Annotated in this window: 21 protein-coding genes; 1 reads left to right on the top strand and 20 read right to left on the bottom strand. The window is 64.9% G+C overall.

Features of this window, described 5'->3' with window-relative positions; genetic code table 11:
• Positions 1-11: 11 nt before the first annotated feature.
• The 20 genes from GOQ09_RS13095 to GOQ09_RS13000 all read right to left on the bottom strand — a co-directional run bounded on the left by GOQ09_RS13095 (position 12) and on the right by GOQ09_RS13000 (position 24,284).
• Positions 12-650 (bottom strand): ABC transporter ATP-binding protein, encoded by a 639-nt coding sequence (locus tag GOQ09_RS13095; protein WP_157613798.1) that lies wholly within the window; start codon positions 648-650, stop codon positions 12-14.
• A 23-nt stretch (positions 651-673) separates the two neighbouring features.
• Complete coding sequence (locus GOQ09_RS13090) at positions 674-1,579, bottom strand: SDR family oxidoreductase (protein ID WP_157613797.1); 906 nt, start codon at positions 1,577-1,579, stop codon at positions 674-676.
• A 113-nt stretch (positions 1,580-1,692) separates the two neighbouring features.
• Positions 1,693-2,631: a glutathione S-transferase family protein gene (locus GOQ09_RS13085; RefSeq protein WP_157613796.1), complete on the bottom strand. Its 939-nt coding sequence runs from the start codon at positions 2,629-2,631 to the stop codon at positions 1,693-1,695.
• 44 nt (positions 2,632-2,675) lie between these two features.
• Positions 2,676-4,322 carry an isovaleryl-CoA dehydrogenase gene (locus GOQ09_RS13080; protein WP_157613795.1) on the bottom strand — a complete coding sequence of 549 codons (1,647 nt, stop codon included), beginning with the start codon at positions 4,320-4,322 and terminating at the stop codon, positions 2,676-2,678.
• Between the two features lie 77 nt (positions 4,323-4,399).
• Positions 4,400-5,416, bottom strand: coding sequence for an NADP-dependent oxidoreductase (locus GOQ09_RS13075; protein WP_157613794.1), 1,017 nt, complete (start codon positions 5,414-5,416; stop codon positions 4,400-4,402).
• Positions 5,417-5,449: 33 nt separating this feature from the next.
• Positions 5,450-5,911, bottom strand: coding sequence for a PaaI family thioesterase (locus GOQ09_RS13070; RefSeq protein WP_157613793.1), 462 nt, complete (start codon positions 5,909-5,911; stop codon positions 5,450-5,452).
• A 12-nt stretch (positions 5,912-5,923) separates the two neighbouring features.
• Positions 5,924-6,718: an SDR family oxidoreductase gene (locus GOQ09_RS13065; protein ID WP_157613792.1), complete on the bottom strand. Its 795-nt coding sequence runs from the start codon at positions 6,716-6,718 to the stop codon at positions 5,924-5,926.
• Between the two features lie 40 nt (positions 6,719-6,758).
• Positions 6,759-6,998, bottom strand: a complete 240-nt coding sequence (locus GOQ09_RS13060; RefSeq protein WP_157613791.1) for a hypothetical protein — start codon at positions 6,996-6,998, stop codon at positions 6,759-6,761.
• Positions 6,999-7,000: 2 nt separating this feature from the next.
• A complete protein-coding gene (locus GOQ09_RS13055; RefSeq protein WP_157613790.1) occupies positions 7,001-8,854 on the bottom strand; it encodes an acyl-CoA dehydrogenase in 1,854 nt (617 codons plus the stop codon).
• A 169-nt stretch (positions 8,855-9,023) separates the two neighbouring features.
• Positions 9,024-10,199 carry an acetyl-CoA C-acyltransferase gene (locus tag GOQ09_RS13050; RefSeq protein ID WP_157613789.1) on the bottom strand — a complete coding sequence of 392 codons (1,176 nt, stop codon included), beginning with the start codon at positions 10,197-10,199 and terminating at the stop codon, positions 9,024-9,026.
• 43 nt (positions 10,200-10,242) lie between these two features.
• The gene (locus GOQ09_RS13045) at positions 10,243-11,718 is read right to left on the bottom strand and encodes a M20 family peptidase (RefSeq protein ID WP_157613788.1); all 1,476 of its coding nucleotides are present in this window, start codon (positions 11,716-11,718) and stop codon (positions 10,243-10,245) included.
• A 20-nt stretch (positions 11,719-11,738) separates the two neighbouring features.
• Positions 11,739-13,844: a 3-hydroxyacyl-CoA dehydrogenase NAD-binding domain-containing protein gene (locus tag GOQ09_RS13040; RefSeq protein WP_157613787.1), complete on the bottom strand. Its 2,106-nt coding sequence runs from the start codon at positions 13,842-13,844 to the stop codon at positions 11,739-11,741.
• A 152-nt stretch (positions 13,845-13,996) separates the two neighbouring features.
• Positions 13,997-14,692, bottom strand: a complete 696-nt coding sequence (locus GOQ09_RS13035) for an ABC transporter ATP-binding protein (protein WP_157613786.1) — start codon at positions 14,690-14,692, stop codon at positions 13,997-13,999.
• A gap of 3 nt (positions 14,693-14,695) precedes the next feature.
• A complete protein-coding gene (locus GOQ09_RS13030; RefSeq protein ID WP_126746375.1) occupies positions 14,696-15,478 on the bottom strand; it encodes an ABC transporter ATP-binding protein in 783 nt (260 codons plus the stop codon).
• Entirely contained in the window at positions 15,478-16,767 is a 1,290-nt protein-coding gene (locus GOQ09_RS13025; protein ID WP_157616688.1) for a branched-chain amino acid ABC transporter permease, read from the bottom strand. The genes GOQ09_RS13030 and GOQ09_RS13025 overlap by 1 nt, the downstream gene beginning before the upstream one ends.
• Before the next feature lie 82 nt (positions 16,768-16,849).
• Complete coding sequence (locus GOQ09_RS13020; RefSeq protein WP_126746376.1) at positions 16,850-17,803, bottom strand: branched-chain amino acid ABC transporter permease; 954 nt, start codon at positions 17,801-17,803, stop codon at positions 16,850-16,852.
• A 78-nt stretch (positions 17,804-17,881) separates the two neighbouring features.
• Complete coding sequence (locus tag GOQ09_RS13015; RefSeq protein WP_157613785.1) at positions 17,882-19,123, bottom strand: branched-chain amino acid ABC transporter substrate-binding protein; 1,242 nt, start codon at positions 19,121-19,123, stop codon at positions 17,882-17,884.
• A gap of 202 nt (positions 19,124-19,325) precedes the next feature.
• Positions 19,326-20,555: a branched-chain amino acid ABC transporter substrate-binding protein gene (locus GOQ09_RS13010; RefSeq protein WP_157613784.1), complete on the bottom strand. Its 1,230-nt coding sequence runs from the start codon at positions 20,553-20,555 to the stop codon at positions 19,326-19,328.
• A 150-nt stretch (positions 20,556-20,705) separates the two neighbouring features.
• Positions 20,706-22,349 carry a 3-(methylthio)propionyl-CoA ligase gene (locus tag GOQ09_RS13005; RefSeq protein ID WP_157613783.1) on the bottom strand — a complete coding sequence of 548 codons (1,644 nt, stop codon included), beginning with the start codon at positions 22,347-22,349 and terminating at the stop codon, positions 20,706-20,708.
• 117 nt (positions 22,350-22,466) lie between these two features.
• Complete coding sequence (locus GOQ09_RS13000; RefSeq protein WP_157613782.1) at positions 22,467-24,284, bottom strand: carboxylesterase/lipase family protein; 1,818 nt, start codon at positions 24,282-24,284, stop codon at positions 22,467-22,469.
• Between the two features lie 150 nt (positions 24,285-24,434).
• Here GOQ09_RS13000 and GOQ09_RS12995 point away from each other — a divergent pair, with 150 nt between their 5' ends.
• The gene (locus tag GOQ09_RS12995) at positions 24,435-25,511 is read left to right on the top strand and encodes an AraC family transcriptional regulator (protein WP_157613781.1); all 1,077 of its coding nucleotides are present in this window, start codon (positions 24,435-24,437) and stop codon (positions 25,509-25,511) included.
• The last annotated feature ends 4 nt before the right edge of the window (positions 25,512-25,515 follow it).

Below are 25,515 nucleotides of genomic sequence, written 5' to 3'. Positions count from 1 at the left end.
GCCTGGAAGCTTCAGCGCAGCGGCAGCTCGATGCAGCCTGCAAGCGGCACCGCGGTGACGCGTTCGCTGCTCGCAACGACGACGGCGCGGCCGGGCTGCGCGGCGCGCCGGGCCAGCGCATTCCACAGGTGATGAATCGATCGGGCATCGAGCGCACCCGTAGGCTCGTCGAGCAGCACCAGCGGACGTCCCGATGCCAGTGCTGCCGCCAGCCACACCTTGCGCTTCGAGCCGGTCGAGAGCATGTACATCGGTTTCTCCAGATGCGGGGCCAGTGCGAAGCCTTCGACGAGGCCTTGCCATGAAGCCTCATCGAAACCCGCATCACCTTCGCTGAGCGTTGCCGTGCATGCATGGGCCGTGACCTGGTCGAAGGCTTCCGTCGTTGGGTCGCAGAAGAAGACGTTCCGGCGATAGGCATCGGGTGCGAGGTCGAGCCGCGCGCCCACTGCCGTCAGCCGCCCGGTCGCAGCCAGCGCGCCGGCCATCACGCGGAGCAAGGTGGACTTTCCGGTGCCGGTGTCGCCATACAGCAGCGTGACGCCCTCCCCGACGGCCACGGACCACCCGGACGCCAGCGCGGGCTGGTCCGGGTACGCGAAGCCCAGATCCTCGAGTTGAAGGATCGAGGAAGAAGTTGAAGGATCCATGCCCCGGTTGTAGCCTCAAACGATCAAGCCGCCCGCAACTGCTCCCGTAACTTCTGCCCGATCTCGGGCCGCTCGAGAAACGGGTCCGCGGGGTTCTTGACGGCCACGATGTTCTCCATGCGGCTGCGCACATTGCCCAGCGCCTTCGGATGGCTGAACACGTAGAACTGGTTGCCACTGATGGCCTCGAACACCTTCGCCGCCACCTCCGCCGCCGTGATCTTGCCGCTGCTCACCGCCTTGTTGCTCATGGCCTGGCCGATCAGCTGGCTCTTGGTGAGCTCGGTCTCCTTCGGCGCATTCGGGCGATTGCGCTCGCTGCTCGTGATGCCGGTGGGCACGAAATACGGGCACAGCAGGCTCGCCCCGATCTGGTCGGTCACCAGGTTCAGGTCCTGGTAAAGCGTTTCGGTCAGGCTCACCACCGCAGCCTTGGCGGCGTTGTAGATGCCCATGTTGGGCGGCGTGAGCAGCCCCGCCATGCTGGCCGTGTTGGTGATGTGTCCGCGGTAGCTCGGGTCTTTGGCGGCGGCTTCGAGCATCATCGGCGTGAACAGGCGCACGCCGTGAATCACGCCCCACAAGTCGACGCCGAGCACCCACTCCCAGTCGGCCACCGTGTTTTCCCACACCAGGCCGCCCGCGCCCACGCCGGCGTTGTTGAACACGAAGTGCGGCGCGCCGAAGCGTTCTTTCACCGCAAGGGCCAGCGCCTCCATCTGCGCCGCGTCGGACACGTCGACCTTGCGGGCCAGCACCTGCGCGCCGGCGGCTTCCATCTCGGCTTGAGCTTTGTCGAGCGCGTCTTGCTGCACGTCGACCAGCACCAGGTTCATGCCGCGCGCGGCACCGATGCGTGCGCACTCCAGCCCAAAGCCCGAACCTGCGCCGGTGAGTACGGCCGTCTTGCCCTTGAAGTCCTGAATCATTTGCCGGTGTCCTTCTTGCGTTGAAAGTTTTGTCTCTGACTGACGTTGATGCGGCAATTGAAATACGAAAAGCGCTGCGGCGCAGTCACGAAGGTGCCCCGCGCAAGAAGCTGTCAGGCTTCGGCCTGCTTCAGCACGTAGCCGATGCGCGGGAAATGCACGTGCACCGTGCCCACCCGCTCGTGGCTGCGCTCCAGCGTGTAGTGCGTGCGCGTGGCGGCCACCAGCGTGCCGGGCGTTTCCTCGAGGCCGAAGCTTTCTGCGCGGACCGTGACTGCGCTGCCGAGGGGAATGCCGTGGTCGTCCTGAAAGGTGCTGTCGGTCAGCAGCGTGTGCGGCGTTGCGGCCTTGGCAATGGCAATGGCTTCGTCGGGGTTCGATCTTTCAGGCGCACCGTGGCCGATGGCGGCCATGCGATCCATCCAGTCGACCACCGCGGGCGTCAGGTCGAGGATGGTTCTCACCGATTCGATGCGACGGGTGTACCAGAGCGGGTGGTATGCCGAAAAATCGGCAATGCACGGCGCTTCGCCCAGCAGGTAAGGCTTGTCGTCGAGCATATCGGACAGGCGGCGCAGGTACGACTTGTACGCACTGGTTGCGTCGGCGGGGCGCAGCCGCGTCATGTTGCCTGTGCTCATCTTCGCGCGGTCTTCGCCGAAGGCCTTGGCGGCTTCGGGCGGGGCCTTGGCAAACACCTCGGCCACGCCGCGGGGCTGCAGGTTCCAGGCCATGGCGGCCCAGAACAGCGTGGTGTCGGCCCACTGCGAGAGGATGCGCGACATGCCCTTTTCGGGTTCCGGGTAGAGCGTGGCCTCGGGCTCGAGATGCTCCAGCACGTCGGCGATGAGCGCGCTGTCGCAATAGATGTCGGCGCCGATCTGCAGGAACGGCGTCTTGCGGTAGCCGCCGGTGAGCACCCCCACCTCGGGCTTGGGCATGATGGCCGGAATGAGAACGGACTTCCACGGCAGCTTCTTCGCGCCGAGGATGAGCCGCACCTTTTCGGAAAACGGCGAGGTGTTGTAGTGGTGCAGGATGAGTTCGGCCATCGGGGTCCTTGTGTTCTTTCTTTGAATTGTTCGGGGAAATGCGATCAACGGGGGCTGGCGCGCTCGATGATCGAATTGAAATCGGTGCCCGCGCCCAGCGTGCCGAACGCGTTGCCCCAATCGCCGCCCAGGCGCGATGCGCAGAACGCGCCTACAACCGCGGGCGGCGCGGCCTGCGCAAGCAATGCAGCTTGCACCGCCAGGGCCACGTCCTGTGCCAGACGGCGCGCCTCGGTTTCGGAGGCCATCGCCTCGATGCGGGACGGCAGCGCGTCGGCCAGCCGGTCGAATGCAGCATGCTGGCCGCGTGCCGGCGCCAGCTCTTTGGCAAGGGCCGCCACCGCATCGCCCTTGCGCAGGCCGCGCAGCAGGTCGAGCGCCATGATGTTGCCCGCCCCCTCCCAGATCGAGTTGAGCGGCATCTCGCGGTAGATGCGGGCCATGTTGCCTTCGCCGCCCTCCTCCACATAGCCGTTGCCGCCAAGACATTCCATGGTCTCTTGCGCGAAGTGACTGCCGCGCTTGCAGATCCAGAACTTGGCGATCGGCGTGAGCAGGCGCGCCATGAGGCGTTCATGTTCGTCGTTCTGCCGGTCGAACGCGCGGGCGAGGCGGATGGCAAGCGCGGTTGCGGCTTCGCTTTCGAGCGCAAGGTCCGCCAGCACGTTCTTCATGAGCGGCTGCTCGACGAGCGGCTTGCCGAAGGCGTTGCGCTGCACGGTATGGTTGATGGCCAGGCTCAGCGCCTGGCGCATGAGGCCGCTGGTGCCCAGCGCGCAGTCGAGCCGCGTCATCGTGCCCATCTCGAGAATCTGCGGAATGCCGCGCCCTTCTTCGCCGACGAGCCAGGCGCTGGCGCCGTGGAACTCGACCTCCGAGCTCGCATTGGCCTTGTTGCCGAGCTTGTCCTTCAGGCGCTGGATGTGGATGGCGTTGCGGCTTCCATCGGGCAACACGCGAGGCAGGAAGAAGCAGCTCAGCCCGGCAGGCGCCTGCGCCAGCACCAGGAAGGCATCGCACATCGGCGCCGAGAAGAACCATTTGTGGCCGGTGATCGCGTAGCGCTCGCCCCAGGCGTCGCTGCCCTCGCGCACCGCGCTTGTGGTGTTGGCCCGCACGTCCGAGCCGCCCTGCTTCTCGGTCATGCCCATGCCCATGGTCACGCCGGGCTTGTCCTTGAACGACTTGAGCGCCGGGTCGTACCAAAGGCTGCCGAGCTTGGGGCCCCAGTCTGCATACACCGCCGCATTGCTGCGCAGCGCGGGCGTTGCGGCGTAGGTCATCGAGATGGGGCAAAGAACCGACGATTCCAGTTCGGTGAAAAGCATGAAGCCCGCCGCCCGCTGCACGTGCGGCGAGGCGGAAGTGCCAGTCCACGGCGTGCCGTGCAGGCCCGCGCCCACTGCGGCCTTCATCAGCGCGTGGTAGCTGGGGTGAAACTCCACCTCGTCGATGCGCCGGCCGAAACGATCGTGCGTGTGCAGCTCGGGCGTGTGGGTGTTGGCCAGGCGCGCATGCGTCTGCATGTCGGCCGAGCCGACGGCGGCGCCCAGTTCATGCAGCTGCGCCAGCTGAAGCGCCGGCGCGTTGAACTGCAACGCATCGCGCAGGGGCCTGTTGGTTTCGAAGAGGTTGTAGTCCACCAGCGGCACGGGCTGGTTGAACACCTCGTGCGTTCCAGCATTCTTCATACAGAACCTCCGAAAAGTCAGTTCCAGAAAAACCGCGGCACCGGGTTTGCCGGGCCGCTGGTATGGCCCCCGGCAGCCTAGATCAGCTTGACCAGTTGCTTGCCGAAATTCTTGCCCTTGAGCAAACCCAGGAAGGCCTCAGGGGCGGATTCGATGCCTTGCGCCACCGACTCGCGCGGCTTGAGTTTGCCGGTGGCCACCAGCGTGCCGAGCTCGGTCAGCGCCTCGGGCCACACTTCCATGTGCTCGCTCACGATGAAGCCTTCGATCTTCATGCGGTTGATGAGAATGAGCGCCGGGTTGGCCAGCGGTAGCGGCTGGCCGTCGTAGCCCGCGATCATTCCGCACAGCGCAACGCGCGAGAAGGCATTCGCGCGCAGCAGCACGGCGTCGAAGATATAGCCGCCCACGTTCTCGAAGTAGCCGTCGATGCCGTTGGGGCAGGCTTCCTTGAGCGCGGCGCTCATGCTCTTCACATCGGGGTGCTGGCGGTAGTCGATGCAGGCGTCGAAGCCCAGCTCGTCGGTCACGTACTTGCACTTGTCGGGGCCGCCCGCAATGCCGACCACCCGGCAGCCGCGCGCCTTGGCCAGCGCGCCGAACGCGCTGCCCACTGCGCCGCTAGCGGCGGTAACCACCATCGTCTCGCCGGCCTTCGGGGCAATGATCTTTACCAGCCCATACCAGGCCGTGACGCCCGGCATGCCGACCGCGCCGAGGTAGTGCGACAGCGGCACGCGGGTGGTGTCGACCTTCTTCAGCGCGCCGGGCTGCGAGGCGTCGACCACGCTGTATTCCTGCCACCCGCCAAAGCCCACCACCTTGTCGCCGGCGGTGAACTTGGGGTGCTTGCTCTCCACCACTTCACCGGCGGTGCCGCCCTGCATCACCTGGCCGAGCGGCTGCGGCTGCGCATAGCTCTTGGAGTCGTTCATGCGGCCGCGCATGTAGGGGTCCAGGCTCATGTAGTGGTGGCGCACCAGCACCTGGTTCTCGGCCAGCGCGGGCGTTTCGGCGGTCACGAGCTTGAAGTTGCTGGCAACGGCTTCGCCATCGGGGCGGTTGTCGAGGTGGATCTGCTTGTTGGTGGGCATGTATGGGCTCCTGGAGATTCATTCGGTGGTCGGTCAGTCGGTCGAAGGCGGGCGCATCGCATTCGCGCTGGCGGGCCCCGTAGGCAGCCGGCGCTTCACGTACTTGAAGGTGCCGGTGGCATGGGCGCACACGCGCTCTTGCTCGTCGTAGATCTTGGCTTCTGTAAAAGCCAGCGTCGCGGTGCGGTGAATGAGCGTGCCGCGCGCGTGCAGCGGGCCGACCGAAGGCTGCATGAAGCTGGTCTTCATCTCGATGGTGACCACGCCGGTTTCGGGCGCCACGCTGCGCGCTGCGGCCGCCATGGTGATGTCGAGCAGCGTCATGCAGGCGCCGCCGTGAGTCACGTCGAAGGTGTTCAGATGCTCGGGCTTGGCGGTGTAGATGATCTCGGACTCGCCGCCCTCGAACTTGGTGAGCTCGAAGCCCAAGTGGCGCGCGAACGGAATCTGGCTCGTGTACGAGCGGATGTTGATGTCGGTGGAGTCTTCAGTCATTGCGCACCAAGGTTACGCGCCAAGCACCACGCTCACACCGCCGTCCACCGCGAGCCACTGCCCCGTGATGTGCTTGCCGGCATCGCTTGCGTACAGCAGCGTCAGGCCCTTCAGGTCTTCTTCGTCGCCCAGGCGGCCTAGCGGCGCATGCGAGGCCATCTTTTCCTCGCCCAGCGACTTGATCAGGCCGGCGGCCATCTTCGTCATGAAGAAGCCTGGGCAGATCGCGTTCACGTTGATGTTGTACTTGCCCCATTCGGCGGCCAACGTGCGCGTGAAGCCGATCACCGCTGTCTTCGAGGTGTTGTAGGCCAGCGTCTGCATCTCGGGCGGGTTGCCGTTCAGGCCTGCGATGGATGCAATGTTGATGATGCGGCCCGTCTTCTTGGGAATCATGTAGCCGTTGGCGACATGCTGCGACAGGATGAAATAGCCGCGCACGTTGAGGTTCATCACCTTGTCCCATGCCTCGACCGGATGGCTCTCGGCCGGCGCGCCCCAGCTGGCACCCGCGTTGTTCACGAGGATGTCGATGGCGCCCATGCGCTGCAGCGTTTCATCGGCCAGGCGGCGCGTGTCTTCTTCCTTGGAGCAGTCGGCGGCGATCCAGCGCGCGTCGATGCCGGCGGATTGCAGCTCGGCCGCGGCCTGCTCCAGGTCTTCGGCCTTGCGGGAGCTGAGCATGACTTTCGCGCCCGCCTCGCCCAGCGCATGCGCCATCTGCAGGCCAAGGCCGCGCGAGCCGCCGGTAATGAGGGCGGTCTTGCCGGTAAGGTCGAACAGCTGCTTGGTGGTGCGAGGGGTCATTGGGTGTCTCCGGTTTTCAGATATTCAGTTGTGATGGCTGCTACTTGTCACCCAGCCGCGATCGCACATAAATGAGCACCACGCCCACGAGCGCAACCACCGCGCCGGGCACGGCCATCGACCAGCCGAGCGCGGGCTCTGTGCGGCCTGTGGCAATGCCCAGGATCACGACAAACAGGCCGCCGTAGATCAGGATCCAGATCCACTTCTCGAGCCGCGCGTGCGGCTTGGGTGGCTTGGCGGGATTGGGGGTGTTGTTGTTGGGGGCGGCGTTGGCCATCTTCAAAAAGCTTCCTCTGGCAATGCTGTACAGGTGGGATCGCGGCTTTCGACCACGTTGAGCCAGGCGCCGATTTTCGGCAGCTCGTAGTGGAAGAAATAGTCCGTGGCTCCAATCTTGCCAGCTGTTACCGCCCTCGCCTTTTGCGCGTCGATTTCGAGTGCCCGCTGCGCCACGTCCAGCCAGATCCAGGCCAGCACGGTGTGGCCGAACGCCTGCATGTATGGCACGGCGTTGGCCAACGCATCGGCCGGGTCGCCGGTGGACCACGCGGCTTCGGTCGCGCTGGCTATGCGCTGCAGGGCCACCTTCAATGTCCTGGCGTGTGCCGCAAGCGCCGGCACCTCGGCCGCGCGGCTGATGGTGTCGGTGATGCGGCCGGCCAGCAGCTGCAGGCCCCGGCCTTTTTCCATCAGCACCTTGCGCCCCAGCAGGTCGGCCGCCTGGATGCCGTGCGTGCCCTCGTGGATCATGTTCAGGCGGTTGTCGCGCCAGTACTGCTCCACCGGAAAATCGCGCGTATAGCCGTAGCCACCGTGCACCTGAATGGCCAGCGAGTTGGCTTCGAGGCACCATTCGCTGGGCCAGCTCTTGGCAATGGGTGTGAGCACCTCGAGCAAGAGGCGCGCGTCGTCCGCAGCCTGCGCGCCACCGGTCTTCTGCTCATCGACAAGACGGGCGCAATACAGCTCCAGCGCCAGGGCGCCTTCGCAGTACGCCTTCTGCGCGAGCAGCATGCGGCGCACGTCGGCGTGCTCGATGATGCGGACCTGCGGGCTGGCCGAATCTTTTGCGACTGCGGTGCCGGGCTGTTCGGCTTTTTTCACGAGCCGGCCCTGCGGCCGGGTCTTCGCATACTCGAGCGACGCGTAATAGCCGGCCATGCCGAGCATGGTGGCCGCGGTGCCGACGCCGATGCGCGCCTCGTTCATCATGTGGAACATGCAGTGCAGGCCCTTGCCGGGCTCGCCGACCAGGTAGCCCACCGCACCCGCCTTGCCGCCGACCGGGTACTTGCCCTCGCCGAAGTTCAGCAGCGTGTTGGTGGTGCCGCGCCAGCCCAGCTTGTGGTTGAGGCCGGCCAAGGCGACGTCGTTGCGCTCGCCAGTCAGCTCGCCGTTCGTGTCGACCATGCGCTTGGGCACGATGAACAGCGAGATGCCGCGCGTGCCCGGCACCAGCTTGCCGTTGGCATCCGGAATCTTGGCAAGCACGATATGCACGATGTTCTCGGTCAGCTCGTGGTCGCCCGCCGAGATCCACATCTTGTTGCCCGTGAGCCGAAAGCGTGGCCCGAGCGGATCGTTCTGGTAATCGTCGCCGTCGGGCACAGCGCGCGTGGCCACGTCGCTCAGCGAAGAGCCGGCCTGCGGCTCCGACAGGCACATGGTGCCCGCCCAGCGGCCCGAAAATTCGTTCTTGGCGAACACCTCTTTCTGCATCTCGGTGCCGTGCACCATCAGCAGGTTGGCGTTGCCGCTGGTCAGCATGTTGGAGCCGATGCTCACCGACGCCATCGCGAAGAAACTGTTGGCCGCGGCCTGCAGCGTGTAGGGCAGCTGCATGCCGCCGATGTCGTAGTCCTGCGCCGCGCTCATCATTCCGGATTCGACGAAGGCCTTGTGCGCATCGTGCGTGGCCTGCGGCAAGACGACCTTCTCGCCGTCGAAGTGCGGCTCTTGCGTGTCGACGATGCGATTGGCCGGCGCGTACTTTTCGCGCGCGATGCGTTCGCAGGTGTCGAGCACCGCGTCGAAGGTTTCACGCGAGTGGTCTGAAAAGCGCTCGCGCTGGCTCAGCGATTCCGCGTCGAGCCAGTCGTAGAGCAGGAAGTCGAGGGTGGGACGCAGGCTCATGATCGGATCTCGGTGTTGAGGCTACAGACTTCGATCGGTAGCGCTCGTCGGCCGGCGAAGCCAGGCCCGTTCGTGGAACACCGCGGAACCGGCTCTGCCGGTCCGCTGGTGTTGCCCCCGGAAGGGGGTTGGCGGACGCCACACGAAGTGCGCCGCAGACTGGGGAGAGTCAGATGATTTCAAACACGCCCGCAGCGCCCATGCCGCCGCCGATGCACATGGTGACCAGCACCTTCTTCGCGCCGCGTCGCTTGCCTTCGATGAGCGCGTGGCCCGTGAGGCGCTGGCCGCTCACGCCGTAGGGGTGGCCCACGGCGATGGCGCCGCCGTCCACGTTCAGGCGGTCGCCCGGAATGCCGAGCTTGTCGCGGCAGTAGATCACCTGCACTGCGAAGGCTTCGTTCAGCTCCCACAGGTCGATGTCGTTGACCGTGAGGCCCAGGCGCTTGAGCACCTTCGGGATGGCGAAGACCGGGCCGATGCCCATTTCGTCGGGTTCGCAGCCAGCAACGGCAAAGCCGAGAAAGCGGCCGAGCGGCTTGAGTCCCTTCTGCTGGGCGTACTTCTCGTCGACCACCACGCAGGCGCCGCCGCCGTCGGAAAACTGGCTGGCGTTGCCCGCCGAGATGAGGCCGCCAGGCAGTGCCGAACGAATGCCGCTGATGCCCTCCTTGGTGGTGCCGGGGCGAATGCCTTCGTCGTTCTCGACCGTGACTTCCTTGGTGCGCAGGCCCATCACGGGGTCGGCCACGCCGGCCAGCACGGTGATGGGGGCGATCTCGTCCTTGAAGCGGCCGGCTTCGAGCGCGGCGGTGGCCTTCTGCTGGCTGGCGGCGCCGTATTCGTCCATCGCGTCGCGGCCGATGTTGTAGCGCTTGGCGACCTGTTCGGCCGTCTGCAGCATGTTCCAGTAGATCTCGGGCTTGTGCTTTACCAGCCAAGGGTCGGCCAGCATGTGCTTGTTGGCTTCGTTCTGCACGCACGAAATGCTCTCGACGCCGCCGGCCACGTACACGTCGCCCTCACCCGCAATGATGCGCTGTGCGGCGGTGGCAATGGTCTGCAGGCCCGACGAGCAGAAGCGGTTGATGGTCATGCCCGAGGTGGTCACGGGGCAGCCGGCGCGCAGCGCGATCTGGCGCGCGATGTTGGAGCCTGTAGCGCCTTCGGGCGTTGCGCAGCCCATGATCACGTCGTCGACTTCGGCGGCTTCGATGCCTGCGCGCGAGATGGCGTGCTGCACCGCGTGGCCGCCGAGCGTGGCGCCGTGCGTCATGTTGAAGGCACCCTTCCAGCTCTTGGCGAGCGGCGTGCGGGCAGTGGAAACGATGACGGCGCTGGTCATGGTGAGGTCCTTTGAAGATGGAAGGGAAAAGAGGTGGTTGTCGTCATTGCGCCGGCGCAGCGTTGGTGTTGCGCAGGAGCTGGTGATAGAAGCCGATCATCTCGCCGTAGTTGGAGACGGCCAGCCGTTCGTTGTTGCCGTGGAAGCGCGCGAGGTCTTCGCTCTTCATGCGGAACGGCGAAAAGCGGTAGACGGCGTCGCTCACCAGGCTGAAGTGGCGCGAATCGGTGGCGGCCGTCATGAGGCCGGGGGCCACCACCACGTCGGGGAACGACTGGCGCACCGCCTGCTGGATGGCGCGGTAGCCGGTGCTGTCGGTCGGCGACACGGGCGAAGGCTCGGAGTTGCCCGGGTAGCGCTTGATCTTGATCTCGTCGTTGCCGAGCGCCTTGCGCAGGTGCGCTTCCACGCTGTCGATGGTGTCGCCCGGCAGGATGCGGAAGTTGACCGCCGCCTCGGCGCGGCCGGGCAGCACGTTGTCCTTGTTGCCGGCGCGGACGATGGTGAGCGCCGTGGTCGTGCGCAGCATCGCGTTGCTGCTTGGGCTCTTCTGGAGCTGGCTGCGCACCAGCGGCTCGGTGAGCCACAGGTTGGAAAGCATTACGCGGTTGACGCCGCCCATTTCGGGCGCAAGGGCACCGAACATCTGCGCCGCCACGCCCTGGATGGCGCCGGGCATCGGGTTGGCTTCGAGCCGGGCGAGCGCAGCGCTCATGCTGCCGATGGCGCTGCGCTGCGGCGGCATCGACGAATGGCCCGGCGCTGTGTCGAGCGAAAGAAAGAAGGTGCCGTAGCCCTTTTCAGCCAGGCCGATGAGCGCGGCAGGCTTCGAAAGGCCGGGCAGCACGCCATCGAGAATCAGCAAGCCTTCGTCGAGCACCCAATCGAGCCGCACGTTGCGCGACTTGAGCAGCTCGGCGATGGGCAGCGCGCCTCGCAGGCCGCTCACCTCTTCGTCGTCGCCCATCACGAGGTAGACGGTCTGCCTGGGCTTGAAGCCACTGCCGATCAGCAGCTCGATGGCTTCCATCTGCGCGAACAGGTTGCTCTTGTTGTCGAGCGTGCCGCGGCCCCAGACGAAGCCGTCCTTGATCTCGCCGGCGAAGGGATCGACCGTCCAGGCCTTCTCGGTGCCGGGGGCAATGGGCACCATGTCCTGGTGCGCCATCAGCGCGATGGGCTTGGCCGCCGCGTCGGTGCCGGCCCATGTGTACAGCAGCGCCTTCTGGCCCACCACTTCCTTCTTCAGGGTGGCGTGGACCTTGGGAAACTGCTGCTCCAGGTAGGCGTGCAGCTTGTCGAACTCGGCCAGGTTGGCGGCCGGATCGTCAAGGCTGGAAACGGTGCGGATCGGAATTGCGCCGGCCAGCCGCTTGGCGGCGGCCTGCACGTCGATCTCGAGCTTGGGAGCGGGCGCTACCGCCAGTTGCTGCGACGGCGTGCGCCAGGTCTTGACCGCCACGGCTGCCACCAGCACCACGAGTACCAGCAGCAATCCGGCAAGGATGCGTTTCAACATGGGCGGTCAGGCTTCCCGCATCAGCTGAAGGACTTGCCTTCGGCGACCAGCTTCTGAATCAGCGGCGCTGGCTGCCAGAACTCGGCGTCGTCGCGCGGGTTCTTGGCAAAGCGCTTCATGGTTTCGGCCACGTTATAGAGGCCGACTTGCGATGCGTAGTGCATCGGGCCGCCGCGCCAGATCGGGAAGCCGTAGCCGGTGAGGTACACCATGTCGATGTCGCCCGCCTTCGAGGCGATGCCGTCCTCGAGGATGTGCGCGCCTTCGTTGACCAGCGCATACACCAGGCGCTGCACGATCTCTTCGTCCGAAATCTTGCGCGGCGTGATGCCCAATTCCTTGCGATGGTCTTCGATCATCTTGTTGACGAGGTCCGAAGGAATCGCATCGCGCTTGCCAGCCTGGTAGTCGTACCACCCTGCCCCAGTCTTCTGGCCGAAGCGGCCCAGTTCGCACAGCTTGTCGGCCGTGCGGCTGTACTTCATGTTCGGATGCTCCACGGCGCGGCGCTTGCGAATGGCCCAGCCGATGTCGTTGCCGGCCAGGTCGCCCATGCGGAACGGGCCCATGGCAAAGCCGAACTTCTCGATGGCCTTGTCGACCTGCTGCGGCGTGGCGCCCTCGTCGAGCAAAAAGCCCGCCTGGCGCGAGTACTGCTCGATCATGCGGTTGCCAATGAAGCCGTCGCACACGCCCGAGACCACGGCGGTCTTCTTGATCTTCTTGCCGATGTCCATGACGGTGGCCAGAACATCCTTGCCCGTTTGCTTGCCGCGCACCACTTCGAGCAGCTTCATCACGTTGGCGGGGCTGAAGAAGTGCATGCCGACCACGTCCTGCGGACGCTCGGTGAACGATGCGATCTTGTCGACGTCGAGCGTGGAAGTATTCGAAGCCAGGATGGCGCCCTTCTTGGCGACGCGGTCGATCTCCTTGAACACCTTCTCCTTCACGCCGAGTTCCTCGAACACGGCTTCGATGATCAGGTCGGCGTCCTTCAGGTCGTCGTAGCTCAGCGTGGTGGTCAAAAGCGCCATGCGCTGCTCGTACTTGTCCTGCTTGAGCTTGCCCTTCTTGATCTGCGATTCGTAGTTTTTCTTGATGGTGGCAATGCCGCGGTCGAGCGCTTCCTGCTTCATCTCGAGAATCTTGACCGGGATGCCCGCGTTCAGGAAGTTCATCGAAATGCCGCCGCCCATGGTGCCGGCGCCGATCACACCGACCGACTTGATCTCGCGCTTGGGCGTGTCGTCGGCCACGTCGGGAATCTTGGAGGCCGCGCGCTCGGCCATGAACAGGTGGCGCAGCGCGAGCGACTCGGGCGTGAACATCAGCGAAGTGAAGATGCGGCGCTCTTCAGCCATGCCGGCGTCGAACTTCATCTTGGTGGCGGCCTGCACGGCCTCCACGCACTGCAGCGGCGCGGGGTAGTTCTTCGACATGCCGCCCACCATGTTCTTGGCGAACTGGAAGTAGGCATCGCCCTGCGGATGCTTGCACGGCAGGTTGCGCACCAGCGGCAATGCGTCGCCGGTCTTGCCGGCCACGCTCTTGGCAAACGCCACGGCTTCTTCGAACACCGATTCGGGCGAGGCCGCGAGCCTGTCGAACAGCTTCTGGCCCGGGAGGCTGGCGAGCAGCTCGCTCTTGACCGGCTCGCCGCTCACGATCATGTTGAGCGCGGTTTCCACGCCCAGGACGCGCGGCAGGCGCTGCGTGCCGCCGGCGCCCGGAATGAGGCCGAGCTTGACCTCAGGCAGCGCAATGCTGGTGCCGGGAGCCGCCACGCGGTAGTGGCAACCCAGCGCGAGCTCGAGGCCGCCGCCCATGCACACCGAATGAATGGCCGCGACGATGGGCTTGGGCGAAGCCTCGAGCGAAAGGATCACGCTCAGCAGATTGGGCTCTTGCAGCGCCTTGGGCGTGCCGAACTCCTTGATGTCCGCCCCGCCCGAGAACGCCTTGCCGGCGCCGGTGATGACGATGGCCTTGACGGCGTCGTCGGCGTTGGCCTTCGACAGGCCATCGGTGATGCCGATGCGGGTCGAGAAACCGAGACCGTTGACCGGCGGGTTGGTCAGTGTGATCACGGCGACATCGCCGAGCACTTTGTATTCAGCCGTCATGCTGCGTTCCTTGGTGTGTGAAGAAAAAGAAGAAAAAGCACGAGTGTTCTTTTTCGAAGGATTCTAGGCGTTTCGCGTGGCTCAACAATGGCACGCAGTCGCTGTTGGGACAAGAGGATCCGGGGCGCGGCCCGGATCCTCGGAGGGCTTCTTCAGACCTCGAGCCACTCTTTGCGAGTGGTGGCGTCCGCGCGCAGGCTGTCGGGCGTTCCGTCGAACACGATGCTGCCGTGGCCCATGACCAGCGCACGGTCGGAGATCTGCATTGCAATAGTGAGCTTCTGCTCGATCAGCAGCACCGAAATACCCTTGTCCTTGAGCGTCTTCAGGTACTGCCCCACCAGCTCGACGATCTTCGGCGCAAGGCCTTCGGTCGGCTCGTCGATGATGATGAGGTCGGGGTCGCCCATGAGCGTGCGGCACAGCGTGAGCATCTGCTGCTCGCCGCCCGAGAGCACGCCGGCCTCGGTGTGCTGCCGCTCCTTCAGGCGCGGGAACATGCCGTACATGTCGTCGAAAGACCAGCGGCTGCCCTTGCCCGAGCCCTTTTGGCCGAGCAGCAGGTTCTGGTGCACCGTGAGCTTGGGAAAGATGTCGCGGTTCTCGGGCACGTAGCCGATGCCCAGGTGCGCAACTTCGTAGGCCTTCTTGCGAAGGACGTCCTGGTCCTTCCAGCGCAGCGTGCCTTCGGCATGCACCAGGCCCATGATGGCCTTGGCGGTGGTCGAGCGGCCAGAGCCGTTGCGCCCCAGCAGCGCAACGATTTCGCCGGCGCCAACCTCGAATGAAACGCCATGCAACACATGGCTCTTGCCGTAGTAGGCGTGAATGTCGTGAAGCTTCAGCATGTGTCAGTGTCCCTGGCCCTGGCTTTGTGCATCGGCTACCGCCGAGCCAAGGTAAGCCTCTTGCACGCGCGCATTGGCGCGAACGGCAGCGGGCGTGTCGAAGGCGATGACTTCGCCGTACACCACCACCGCAATCTTGTCGGCAAGGCCGAAGACCACGCCCATGTCGTGCTCCACCGTCAGCAGCGTCTTGCCGACGGTGACGTGCTTGATGAGCGAGATGAAATGCGAGGTCTCGGTCTTGCTCATACCCGCCGTGGGCTCGTCCAGCAGAATGACGTTGGCGCCGCCGGCAATGGTTACGCCGATTTCAAGTGCGCGCTGTTCGGCGTAGGTGAGGTTTACCGCCTGCACGTCGCGCTTGCGCTGCAGCCCGATCTGCTTGATGAGTTCCTCGGTGCGCGCATTGGCATCGTCGAGGTTGGAGAGAAAGCGCAGGAAGGTGTACTTGTAGCCCAGGCTCCACAGCACGCCGCAGCGCAGGTTCTCGAACACGCTCAGCTTCGGGAAGATGTTGGTGATCTGGAAGCTGCGCGAAAGGCCCAGCCGGTTGATCTCGTAAGGCTTCTTGCCGTCGATCCGCTCGCCGTTCAGCAGCACTTCGCCGCTGGTGGGCGCAAGGCGGCCGCTGATGAGGTTGAAGAGCGTCGACTTGCCCGCTCCGTTCGGGCCGATGATGGCCACGCGCTCGCCGGCGTTCACCGCCAGGTCCACGCCGCGGATGATCTCGGTCTTGCCGAAATTCTTGCGCAGCGACTTCAGTTCCAGTGCATGCTGCGCGCTCATTACGCCGCCTCCCGACGCTTGATTTCTGCTTCGATTTCTTCCTGCGCACGCCCCCAGACTCGCACGAAGCGGCGCCGCGCCACCTCCAGCGCACCCAGGCCCACCGCCAGGATCGCCAGGGCGCCGAGCCAACTGCCCACACCCGAGGTGTCGAGCGCCACGCCGAAGAAGTTCAGCGTCGGCCCCATCGCTGCGTTCAGCTGGATGTGGTAGATCATTTCGATGAGCGCCGCGGCCCCGACGACCACCGGCACCAGCGCCACCGCAAGCGCGAGATACAGCAGCCAGAAGCGGTCGAACTTGCCGAACTTGGCAACGCGCAGGTTCATCATCACCAGGCTTGCGATGCCGCCGGGGGCGAACATCACCATGAACACGAACACCAGGCCGAAGTACAGCTGCCAGGCCTTCGACAGTTCGGACAGCAGGATCGACGCGAACACCAGCAGCACCGCACCGATGATCGGCCCGAAGAAGAACACCGCGCCGCCAAGGAAGGTAAACAGCAGGTAGCCGCCCGAGCGGATGGCGTTGAGGCTGTCGGCCGCATTCACGATCTCGAAGTTGATTGACGCGAGGCCGCCGCCGATGCCGGCGAAGAAGCCGGCGATGATGAACGCGAAGTAGCGCACGCGCTGCGTGTTGTAGCCGATGAACTCCACGCGCTCGGGGTTGTCGCGCACGGCGTTCAGCATGCGGCCGAGCGGCGTGCCGGTAAAGGCATACATCAGCCCGGTGCAAACGAAGCAGTACGCGGCGATCAGGTAGTACACCTGGATCTGCGGACCGAAGTTGAAGCCGAAGAAGGTAGGGCCGTACACGCGGTCGGTGGTGATGCCGCCCTCGCCGCCGAAGAACGTCGGGAACATCAACGCCATGGAGGCCACGAGCTCGCCGATGCCCATGGTGATCATCGCGAAGGTGGTGCCCGACTTCTTGGTGGTCACAAAGCCGAAGATCACGGCGAAGAACATGCCGGCCAGGCCGCCCACCAGCGGGATGAGCACCAGCGGAATCTGCAGGCCGCCCTTGCCGCCCATGTTCATGGCATGAATGGCAAGGAAAGACCCGAGGCCGACATAGACCGCGTGGCCGAAGCTCAGCATGCCGCCCTGCCCCAGCAAGATGTTGTAGCTCAGGCAGATGATGATGAGATAGCCCATCTGCGAGAGCATCGTGAGTGCCAGGCTGCTCTTGAACAGGAGCGGCGAGACGATCAGCACGATGGCGAAGAGCGTCCAGACCAGGTAGCGCCCGATGTTCCAGGGCTTGAAGCGGTAGTACTGCATTTTTTGCGTACTCTGCGCGTCCTGCTCGTTCTGCGCGCCCTGCTCGTTCTGGGTGGTGGATGTGGTTGCTGCGGTCATGGCGTCAGTCCTCCCGGGTTCCAAGAAGACCCTTGGGCCTGAAGATGAGGATCAGCACCAGGAACAGGTACGGCAGGATCGGCGCAACCTGCGAGATCGTGAGCTTGAGCAGTTCGTAGCCGAAGGTCTGGTCTGTCACGGCGACGCCGATGGCGCGCAGGCCCGTGGCCAGCGACTGGTCCATGGCCACCGCAAAGGTCTGGATGATGCCGATGAGAAGCGATGCAAGGAAAGCCCCCGCCAGCGACCCCATGCCGCCGACCACCACCACCACGAAGATGATCGAGCCGACCGAAGCAGCCATTGCCGGCTCGGTCACGTAGGTGTTGCCGCCCACCACGCCCGCCAGGCCCGCGAGTGCGGCGCCGCCGCCGAACACCAGCATGAACACGCGCGGCACGTTGTGGCCGAGTGCCTCGACCATGTCGGGGTGCTTGAGCGCCGCCTGAATGACCAGGCCGATGCGGGTGCGCGTGAGCAGCAGCCACACCGAGATGAGCATCAGCACTGCCACCAGCATGATGAAGGAGCGAGACTTCGGAAACTGGGTGCCGTACAGCGAGAAGAGCGGCCCCTGCAGTTGGGGCGGCAGGCCGTAGGGCACGGTGGAGCGGCCCCAGGCGAGCTGCACCACTTCGAGGATGAGGTACGAAAGGCCGAAGGTCACCAGGAGCTCGGGCACGTGGCCGAACTTGTGCACTCGGCGCAGGCTGTAGCGCTCGAACGCGGCGCCCAGGAGGCCCACCAGCAGCGGCGCAACGAACAGCGCCGGCCAGAAGCCGATGATGCCCGACAGCGTGTAGGCGATGTAGGCGCCGAGCATGTAGAAGCTGGCGTGCGCAAAGTTGAGCACGCCCATCATGCTGAAGATCAGCGTAAGGCCAGAGCTCAGCATGAACAACAGCAGCCCGTAGCTGACGCCGTTGAGCAGCGAGATGACGAAGAATTCGACGTTCATCGGTCTTTCGGATGCGTGAAAAAAGAAAGAGGCCCGAGTGTTGAAGTCGGGCCTCGACCGGTCAGGCGACCGAAGCGGTCACGAGGCGCTGCCGGGCCGCTTCATCTGGCAGGACGTGGGCGTGCTCGAGACATAGGCCTCGTAGTACTTCACCGGTGCCAGCGTGTAGCCGGTGTTTTCAGGGCTGTACGGGTTCTTGGCGTCGGCCTTCTGCCAGCGCGTGATCCACAGGCCCTGCTGCAGCTGGTGGTCGGCCTTGCGCATCTCGACGTCGCCGTTGAAGCTCTTGAACTTCATGCCTTCCATGGCGGCCGCCACCTTGACGGGCTCGGTCGACTTGGTGCGCACGAAGGCTTCGCTCAGCATGGCGTACACCGTGTAGATGTCGGTGGTGTACATGTCGTCGTTGAAGCGCTTCTTGAACTCGTTCATGAGCGGCTGCACCGGGCCCGGCGCGTTGTAGTGGCTGTAGCCCACTTGGTAGACCTTGCCGTCCGAGGCCGCGCCCATGGCGGTCGGCGTGCCGTTGGTCACGGCGTAGTAGGTGTAGAACTTGACGTTCAGGCCCGAGTCGTTGGCCGACTTGATGAGCAGCGCCAGGTCGGAGCCCCAGTTGCCGGTAATGACGGTGTCCGCGCCCGATGCCTTGATCTTGGCGATGTACGGCGCAAAGTCGCGCACCTGGGCGAGCGGGTGCAAGTCGTCGCCTACTACTTCCACGTCGGGGCGCTTTGCCTTGAGGTTGTCCTTTGCGAACTTGGAGACCTGCTGGCCGTGCGAGTAGTTCTGGTTGATCAGGTAGACCTTCTTGATGTCCGGCTGGTCCTTCATGAAGGTGGTCAGCGCTTCCATCTTCATGGAGGTGTCGGCATCCAGGCGGAAGTGCCAGTAGCTGCACTTGCTGTTGGTGAGGTCGGGGTCGACCGCCGCGTAGTTGATGTACAGCACTTCCTTGCCCGGGTTGCGGGCGTTGTGCTTTTCGAGCGCGTCGATGATGGCGAGCGCGGGGCCCGAGCCGTTGCCCTGCACCACGTAGCGGGCGCCCTGGTCCATGGCGGAGCGCAGTGCGGCGGTGGTCTCTTGCGGGCTGAGCTTGTTGTCGATGCCGATGATCTCGAACTTCACGCCGGCCGCATTCTTCTTGTTGAATTCTTCGGCCAGGAACTGGAAGGTCTTGAGCTGGTTGGTGCCGACCGCGGCCATCAGGCCCGAGAGCGGGTCGAGCCACGCGATTTTGACGGTTTCACCCTTCTGGGCCAGAGCGCCGGTGGCGCTTGCGGCAAGGATGGCTGCGGTAGCGATTTTCAGAGCGAACTTCACGATCTATATCTCCTGGTCAAACCGAATCAAAAAAGCCTTGCACGAGCGTACAAGCGTTCACTGCCCCTCCCCTCAGGGAATGCCCGGAGGGGGTGGCCGCAAAGGCCCGTTTCTATCGCACAGGCGACAGCGCATTTCTCCAATTGCTACCCACGGGTAGACGGCTTCTACCCACGAGTAGGAAATGCGTTCACAAAGACGCTCAAGGGCGCTTCATCTGGCAGGTCGTCGGCGTGCTGGCCACATACGACTCGTAGTACTTCACGGGAACATTGGTGTAGCCGGTGTTTTCGGCGTCATAGGGGAACTTGGCGCTGGCCTTCTCCCAGCGCGATATGTAGAGGCCCTGCTGCAGCTGGTGGTCGGCCTTGCGCATCTCGACCTCGCCGTTGAAGCTCTTGATCTTCATGCCCTCTAGCGCGGCCGCCACCTTGACCGGGTCGGTCGACTTGGTCTGCACGAAGGCGGCATCGAGCAGCGCGAACGTGTGATAGATCGACGATTGCGTCAGGTCGTCGCTCATCTTCTTCTTGTAGCCGGCGAGCAGCTTCTGGATTTCGCCGCCCATGTTGTAGTGGCCGTAGGCCACCGTGTAGATCTTGCCGGCCGAGGTAGCGCCCATGGCCGTGGGTGTGCCGGTGCCGAATGCGTAGTAGGTGAGGAACTTGACGTCCAGGCCCGAGTCGTTCGCCGCCTTGATGAGCAGCGACAGGTCTGAGCCCCAGTTGCCGGTAATGACGGTGTCCGCGCCCGACGCCTTAATCTTGGCGATGTAGGGCGAGAAGTCGCGCACCTGCGCAAGCGGATGCAGGTCGTCGCCCACGATCTGGATGTCTGGGCGCTTGGTCTTGAGGTTTTCCTTGGCGAATTTCGACACCTGCACGCCGTGCGCGTAGTTCTGCCCGAGGATGTAGACCTTCTTGATGTCGGTCTGGTCCTTCATCCAGGTGGTCAGCGCCTCCATCTTCATGGAGGTGTCGGCGTCCAGGCGAAAGTGCCAGTAGCTGCACTTGCTGTTGGTGAGGTCGGGGTCGACCGCCGCATAGTTCAGGTAGAGCAGTTCCTTGCCGGGATTGCGCGCGTTGTTCTTCTCGATGGCGTCGATGATTGCCAGCGCCGGCCCCGAGCCATTGCCTTGGGTGATATACCGCGCGCCCTGGTCCTGCGCGGAGCGCAGCGCGGCGGTGGTCTCCTGCGGGCTCAGCTTGTTGTCGATGGCAATGATCTCGAACTTCACGCCCGAGGCATTCTTCTTGTTGAACTCTTCAGCCAGGAACTGCGTGGTCTTGAGCTGGTTGGTGCCGACCGCGGCCATCAGCCCCGAGAGCGGGTCCAGCCAGGCGATCTTGACCGTCTCGCCCTTCTGGGCAAACGCGGCCGCGGCGCTCACCAGCATGGCACAAGCAGCTACGGACTTGATGGCAAATTGCATGAAGAGTCTCCTGGATGAATGGCGGGTATGAAGCGGGATGCCAGCGTACAAGCGCCCTTTTCTTCCCCGCACAGGGATTGCCCGGAAGGAAGGCCGCCGAAGCGGCCTTGCTATCGCGTGCGCGACAGTGCGGTGGTTCAGGGCGGTGCGTCAGGCGGTCGGCAGCTTGTAGTCCTTCAGCATTTCGCGCAGCCGGGTCTTGAGGATCTTTCCGGTGGCGCCGAGCGGAATGGCGTCGACGAACACCACGTCGTCCGGCACCTGCCACTTGGCGGTCTTGCCTTCGTAGAACTTCAGCAGCTCTTCGCGCGCGACCTCCGCGTTGGGCTTCTTGACCACCGCGATGATCGGCCGCTCGTCCCACTTGGGGTGGTACACGCCGATGCAGGCCGCCATGGCCACGGCCGGATGCGCAACGGCGATGTTCTCGATTTCGATGGAGCTGATCCACTCGCCGCCGGACTTGATCACGTCCTTGCTGCGGTCGGTGATCTGCAGGTAGCCCTCGGCGTCGATGGTGGCAACGTCGCCGGTGGGGAACCAGCCGCGGCCCTGCTCGTCGCGGATGAGCGGATCGCCGCCCTCGCCCTTGAAGTACTCCTTCACGATCCACGGTCCCTTGACCAGCAGGTCGCCAAAGGCCTTGCCGTCCCAGGGCAGTTCCTTGCCGTTGCCGTCGACGATCTTCATGTCGACACCGAAGATGGCGCGGCCCTGCTTCATGCGGATTTGCAGCTGCGCATCGGGCGGCAGCGACAGGTGCTTGTTCTTGAGCGTGCACAGCGTCCCGAGCGGGCTCATCTCGGTCATGCCCCAGGCATGCAGCACCTCGACGTTGTACTTCTCCTGAAACGCCGTGATCATCGCCGGCGGACAGGCCGAACCGCCGATGACGGTGCGGTTGAGCTTGCTGAACTTCAGGCTGTTGGCCTGCATGTGGCCGAGCATCATCTGCCACACGGTAGGCACGCCGGCCGCGAAGGTCACGCCTTCGGACTCGATGAGCTCGAACACCGACTTGCCGTCGAGTGCCGGGCCCGGGAACACCACCTTGCAGCCCACCAGCGCGGCCGAGTACGGAATACCCCAGGCGTTGACGTGGAACATGGGCACCACCGGCAGCACCGAGTCCTGCGCCGAAAGGCGCATCACATCGGGCAAGGCCGCTGCATAGGCATGCAGCATGGTCGAGCGGTGGCTGTAGAGCGCGGCCTTGGGGTTGCCAGTGGTGCCGCTCGTGTAGCACATGCTCGAGGCCGAGTTCTCGTCGAAGGTGGGCCATTCGTACTCGGTGGGTTGCGCGCCCATCCAGGCTTCGTAGCTCACGAGGTTGGGAATGCCGCTGTCGGCGGGAAGCTTGTCGGCATCACAAAGCGCAATCCATTTCCGGATGGTGGTGCACTTGGCATGCACCGCCTGCACCAGCGGCAAAAAGCTCAGGTCGAAGCACAGGATCTGGTCTTCGGCGTGGTTGGCAATCCATGCGATCTGGTCGGGGTGCAGGCGCGGGTTGATGGTGTGCAGCACGCGGCCGCTGCCGCTCACCCCGTAATACAGCTCCAGGTGGCGGTAGCCGTTCCAGGCCAGCGTGGCGATGCGGTCGCTGAACAGCAGCTGTTCGCCGTCAAGCGCATTGGCCACTTGCCGGGCACGCGATGCGATGCCGCTCCACGTGGTGCGGTGAATGTCGCCCTCCACCCGACGCGAAACGATCTCGCCATCGCCGTTGTGGCGCTCGACGAACTCGATCAGCGACGAGATCAAAAGCGGTTGGTCTTGCATCAAACCCAGCATCTACGGACTCCTAAAGGAAATGACTTCATGAAAGCTTGCAAAGCACAGATTCACGCAAGCTTCGGCCGCTTCCACAATGACACAAACCCGCACTGCTGAATGGAACGAAGCGCCTCATCAAGGTGCGTTCACCGGCATGATTCTGGCGGCCGTGGGCGTCGCGTCGAGCAGCAGCTGCGAAGGCCATGTCCCCCAGGTGACGCCGAGTTCGGGCGTGTTCGGATCGCCCCTGCGCATGAAGGCACCCACGCTCGCCATCACGGCGCCGGAAAGCGCGAGCCGGCCGGGCTGGTTGGCCTTGCCGCCCATCACGTTGCTGAGCAGCGAGCCGCTGAAGTTGCCGAAGACGAACGGCAGGTCGAACGCGTGCGCCGCGCCGTACACGTCGTTCCACGGCGGCGCCTCCTGCGCCCAGTCGAGGCGGTAGTGCCAGACGTTCGACTGGCGCGTCTTCATCGTGTCGAGCAGGTTGTCGCGGCTCGCGCCGAAAAGCCCCTGGGTGATGACATCGGTGGCCGCGTTGTAGCCCGTGCCCGGCGTGTCTACCGGAAGGTAGGACGCATCGATGATGTCGGCCACGGTGGGCGCGGACGGCGCGTCGGGGTCGAAACTGAACATCATCGAGAAGCGCTGCGCATCGGTCACGATCCAGCCCGGCTTCGGAAAACCGATGGTGCCCAGCAGCGAGGCGAAGAGCTTGCCCTCGTCGCGCGTGTTGCCCGCGAGCATGGGCACCTTGTTGTACTGGTCGGCCGCAATGGCGCCGATCGGGTCGACCGGCAGCACCGTGCCGTCGGGAATGGGTGCGACGGAACCCAGGCCGGCGGCAACCACCTTGGTCAGCAGTGCCCCGCCCTCCTGCGCCCGCATGTAGTCGGCAATTTGCGTCGGTGTACGGGTGGCGATGTAGGTCTTGGCCGCGGCGGCATCGGCCACAGTGCCATCGGCGACGAGCAGTCTCTCCAGGATCGCCTGGCCCTGCGCGAGCGAGGCTGACGCCGGAGCCAGCGTGGGGAGCGTGCCGGGCGGCAGGTTGCTCGCAAGCGAAATGCCGCCGCTCATCTCGAAGGCCTTGTGGAACAGCCCCTTGGCCATCGGCGAGGTCATGACCGCCAGCAGGTTGGTGGCGCCGGCCGACTCGCCCGAGAGCGTGACGTTGCCCGCGTCGCCGCCAAAGCTCGCGGCGTTGCCCCGGATGAAGCGCAACGCCGCCATGATGTCCAGCAGCGCAAAGTTGCCCGAATCGTCGCCCGCCGTGCCGCCTGGGCGCAGTTGCGGCACGTTGATGAACCCCAGGATTCCCAGGCGGTAGCTGGTGGTGATAACCACCGCGTTGGCGGTTTTTGCCAGCGCCGCGCCGTCATACAGCGGATCGGCTGTGTAGCCCGAGATGTTGCTGCCGCCGTGCACGAACAGCAGCACGGGCAGGTTCTTCTCTTCGGTGGCCGGGCGCCAGATGTTGACGAACAGGCAGTCCTCGCTGCCGACCGGCTTGCCCAGGTTGGTGCCGACGGTGGCGTCGAAGGTGTTGTTGGTGCCGGGGCTGAAGAGTCGGCCAATCTGCAGACATGAATTGCCGAACTGCGTGGCCTGGCGGATGCCGCTCCAGGCTTCGGGCTCCACCGGCGCGCGCCAGCGCAACGCGCCAACCGGCGGCTGGGCGAACGGAATGCCCTTCCAGAACCAGGTGCCCGTCCTGGCGCTGTCGTCCACGCCCTCGATCTTGCCGGCGGTGGTCGTGCGCACCATGGGCCCGTCGGCGGGCGGAGGCGGCGGCGCCGCGGGAGCGGTCGGGGTGAACGAGAAACCGCCGCCGGAGCCCCCGCCGCAGGCGGAAAGCGCCATGCAGGCTGTAACCGCTACCGCTTGCGCCGCGGTTCTTGCCGCGGTCTGCAGGGTTGCGCCCCGGACTTCCTTTGTCTCTGCTGTGTTCATTGTTTGTCTCCACACCGGGTTAATCGGAATGACTCCGTCGGTGTCCGCCCGCCATACTCCGCCGGGCTGGATCCGCCAGAAAATTCTAGGAACCGGCGGCGTTTCCCCCGCTATCGCAAGCGAGCCAATTCAATGACTTCAGGAGCCTCCATGCCGCATGCCCAGCGCCGCCCGCAACGCCGGCCGGGCTGCGCAGCGCAGCCGGAACTTCGAACCAGCTCTGCCGCGTGGCTCGAAGGCGTGCTCTCGATGTTTGCGGCCGAGGGCCTGGACGTGCCCTCGCTGCTGCGCGAAGCCGGCTTCGACCCCGATTCGCTGCACCGGCAGAACGCTCGCATCCCGGTTGACGAAGTCTCCGTGCTGTGGCAACTGGCCGTGGCGCGTGCCGGCAAACCGACGCTGGGGTTGCACCGCGACCTTGCCGCAACGCACAGCAAGCTCGGCACGGTGGGCCACGCCATGTCGTGCAGCGCCGACTTGAGCGAGGCGCTCAACCGGCTCACGCGCTACATGGCCGTGATCTCCGACGCAACCGCCTTCGCGATGCAGCCCGACGCACGCGGCTCGTGGATGGTGATGGAGCACACCGGCGGCAGCCTGCCGATTCCGCGCCAGCGCGTCGAGTACGCCCTGCTCACCGTTTTCATGCAGTGCCAGTGGCTCACCCGGCGCGAGCTGCAGCCGCTGGCCCTCGAGTTCGTCTACCCGCCCCCAGCCGACGACCGCCTGCACCGCGAGGCCTTCGGCTGCCCGATCCGCTACAACGCGCCGGCCAACCGCCTGCTGCTGTCAACGGCTGACTTGTCCATGCCGCTGCCCACCTACCACCCCACCCTGGGCGAGATGCAGGAGCACCTGCTGGACGAGCAGCTGAACCTCCTGGGCCAGACCACCACCAGCACCCTGGTGTGCGCCGAAATCGCGCGCCGCCTGCCCCATGGCGAGCCGCGCCGGCAGGACGTGGCCGCGGGCCTTGGACTGGCGGAGCGCACGCTGCAGCGGCGGCTGCAGGAAGAGTCTGTGTCTTTCCAGTCGCTGCTCGACCGCACCCGCCGCGAGCTGGCGCAGCAGTACCTGGCCGAAGACCGCCACACACTCACCGACGTGGCCGACATGCTCGGTTTTGTCGACAGCAGCAACTTCTTTCGCGCCTGCAAACGCTGGTTCGGGCTGCCGCCCGCCCAGTACCGGGCGCGCATCTGGGACACGCCGGCACTTGCCCATTGAGGAG

The organism is Variovorax paradoxus (assembly GCF_009755665.1).
In the GTDB taxonomy this organism is placed as follows: Bacteria; Pseudomonadota; Gammaproteobacteria; order Burkholderiales; family Burkholderiaceae_C; genus Variovorax; species Variovorax paradoxus_G.
This window is presented reverse-complemented; position numbering and strand designations above follow the sequence as displayed.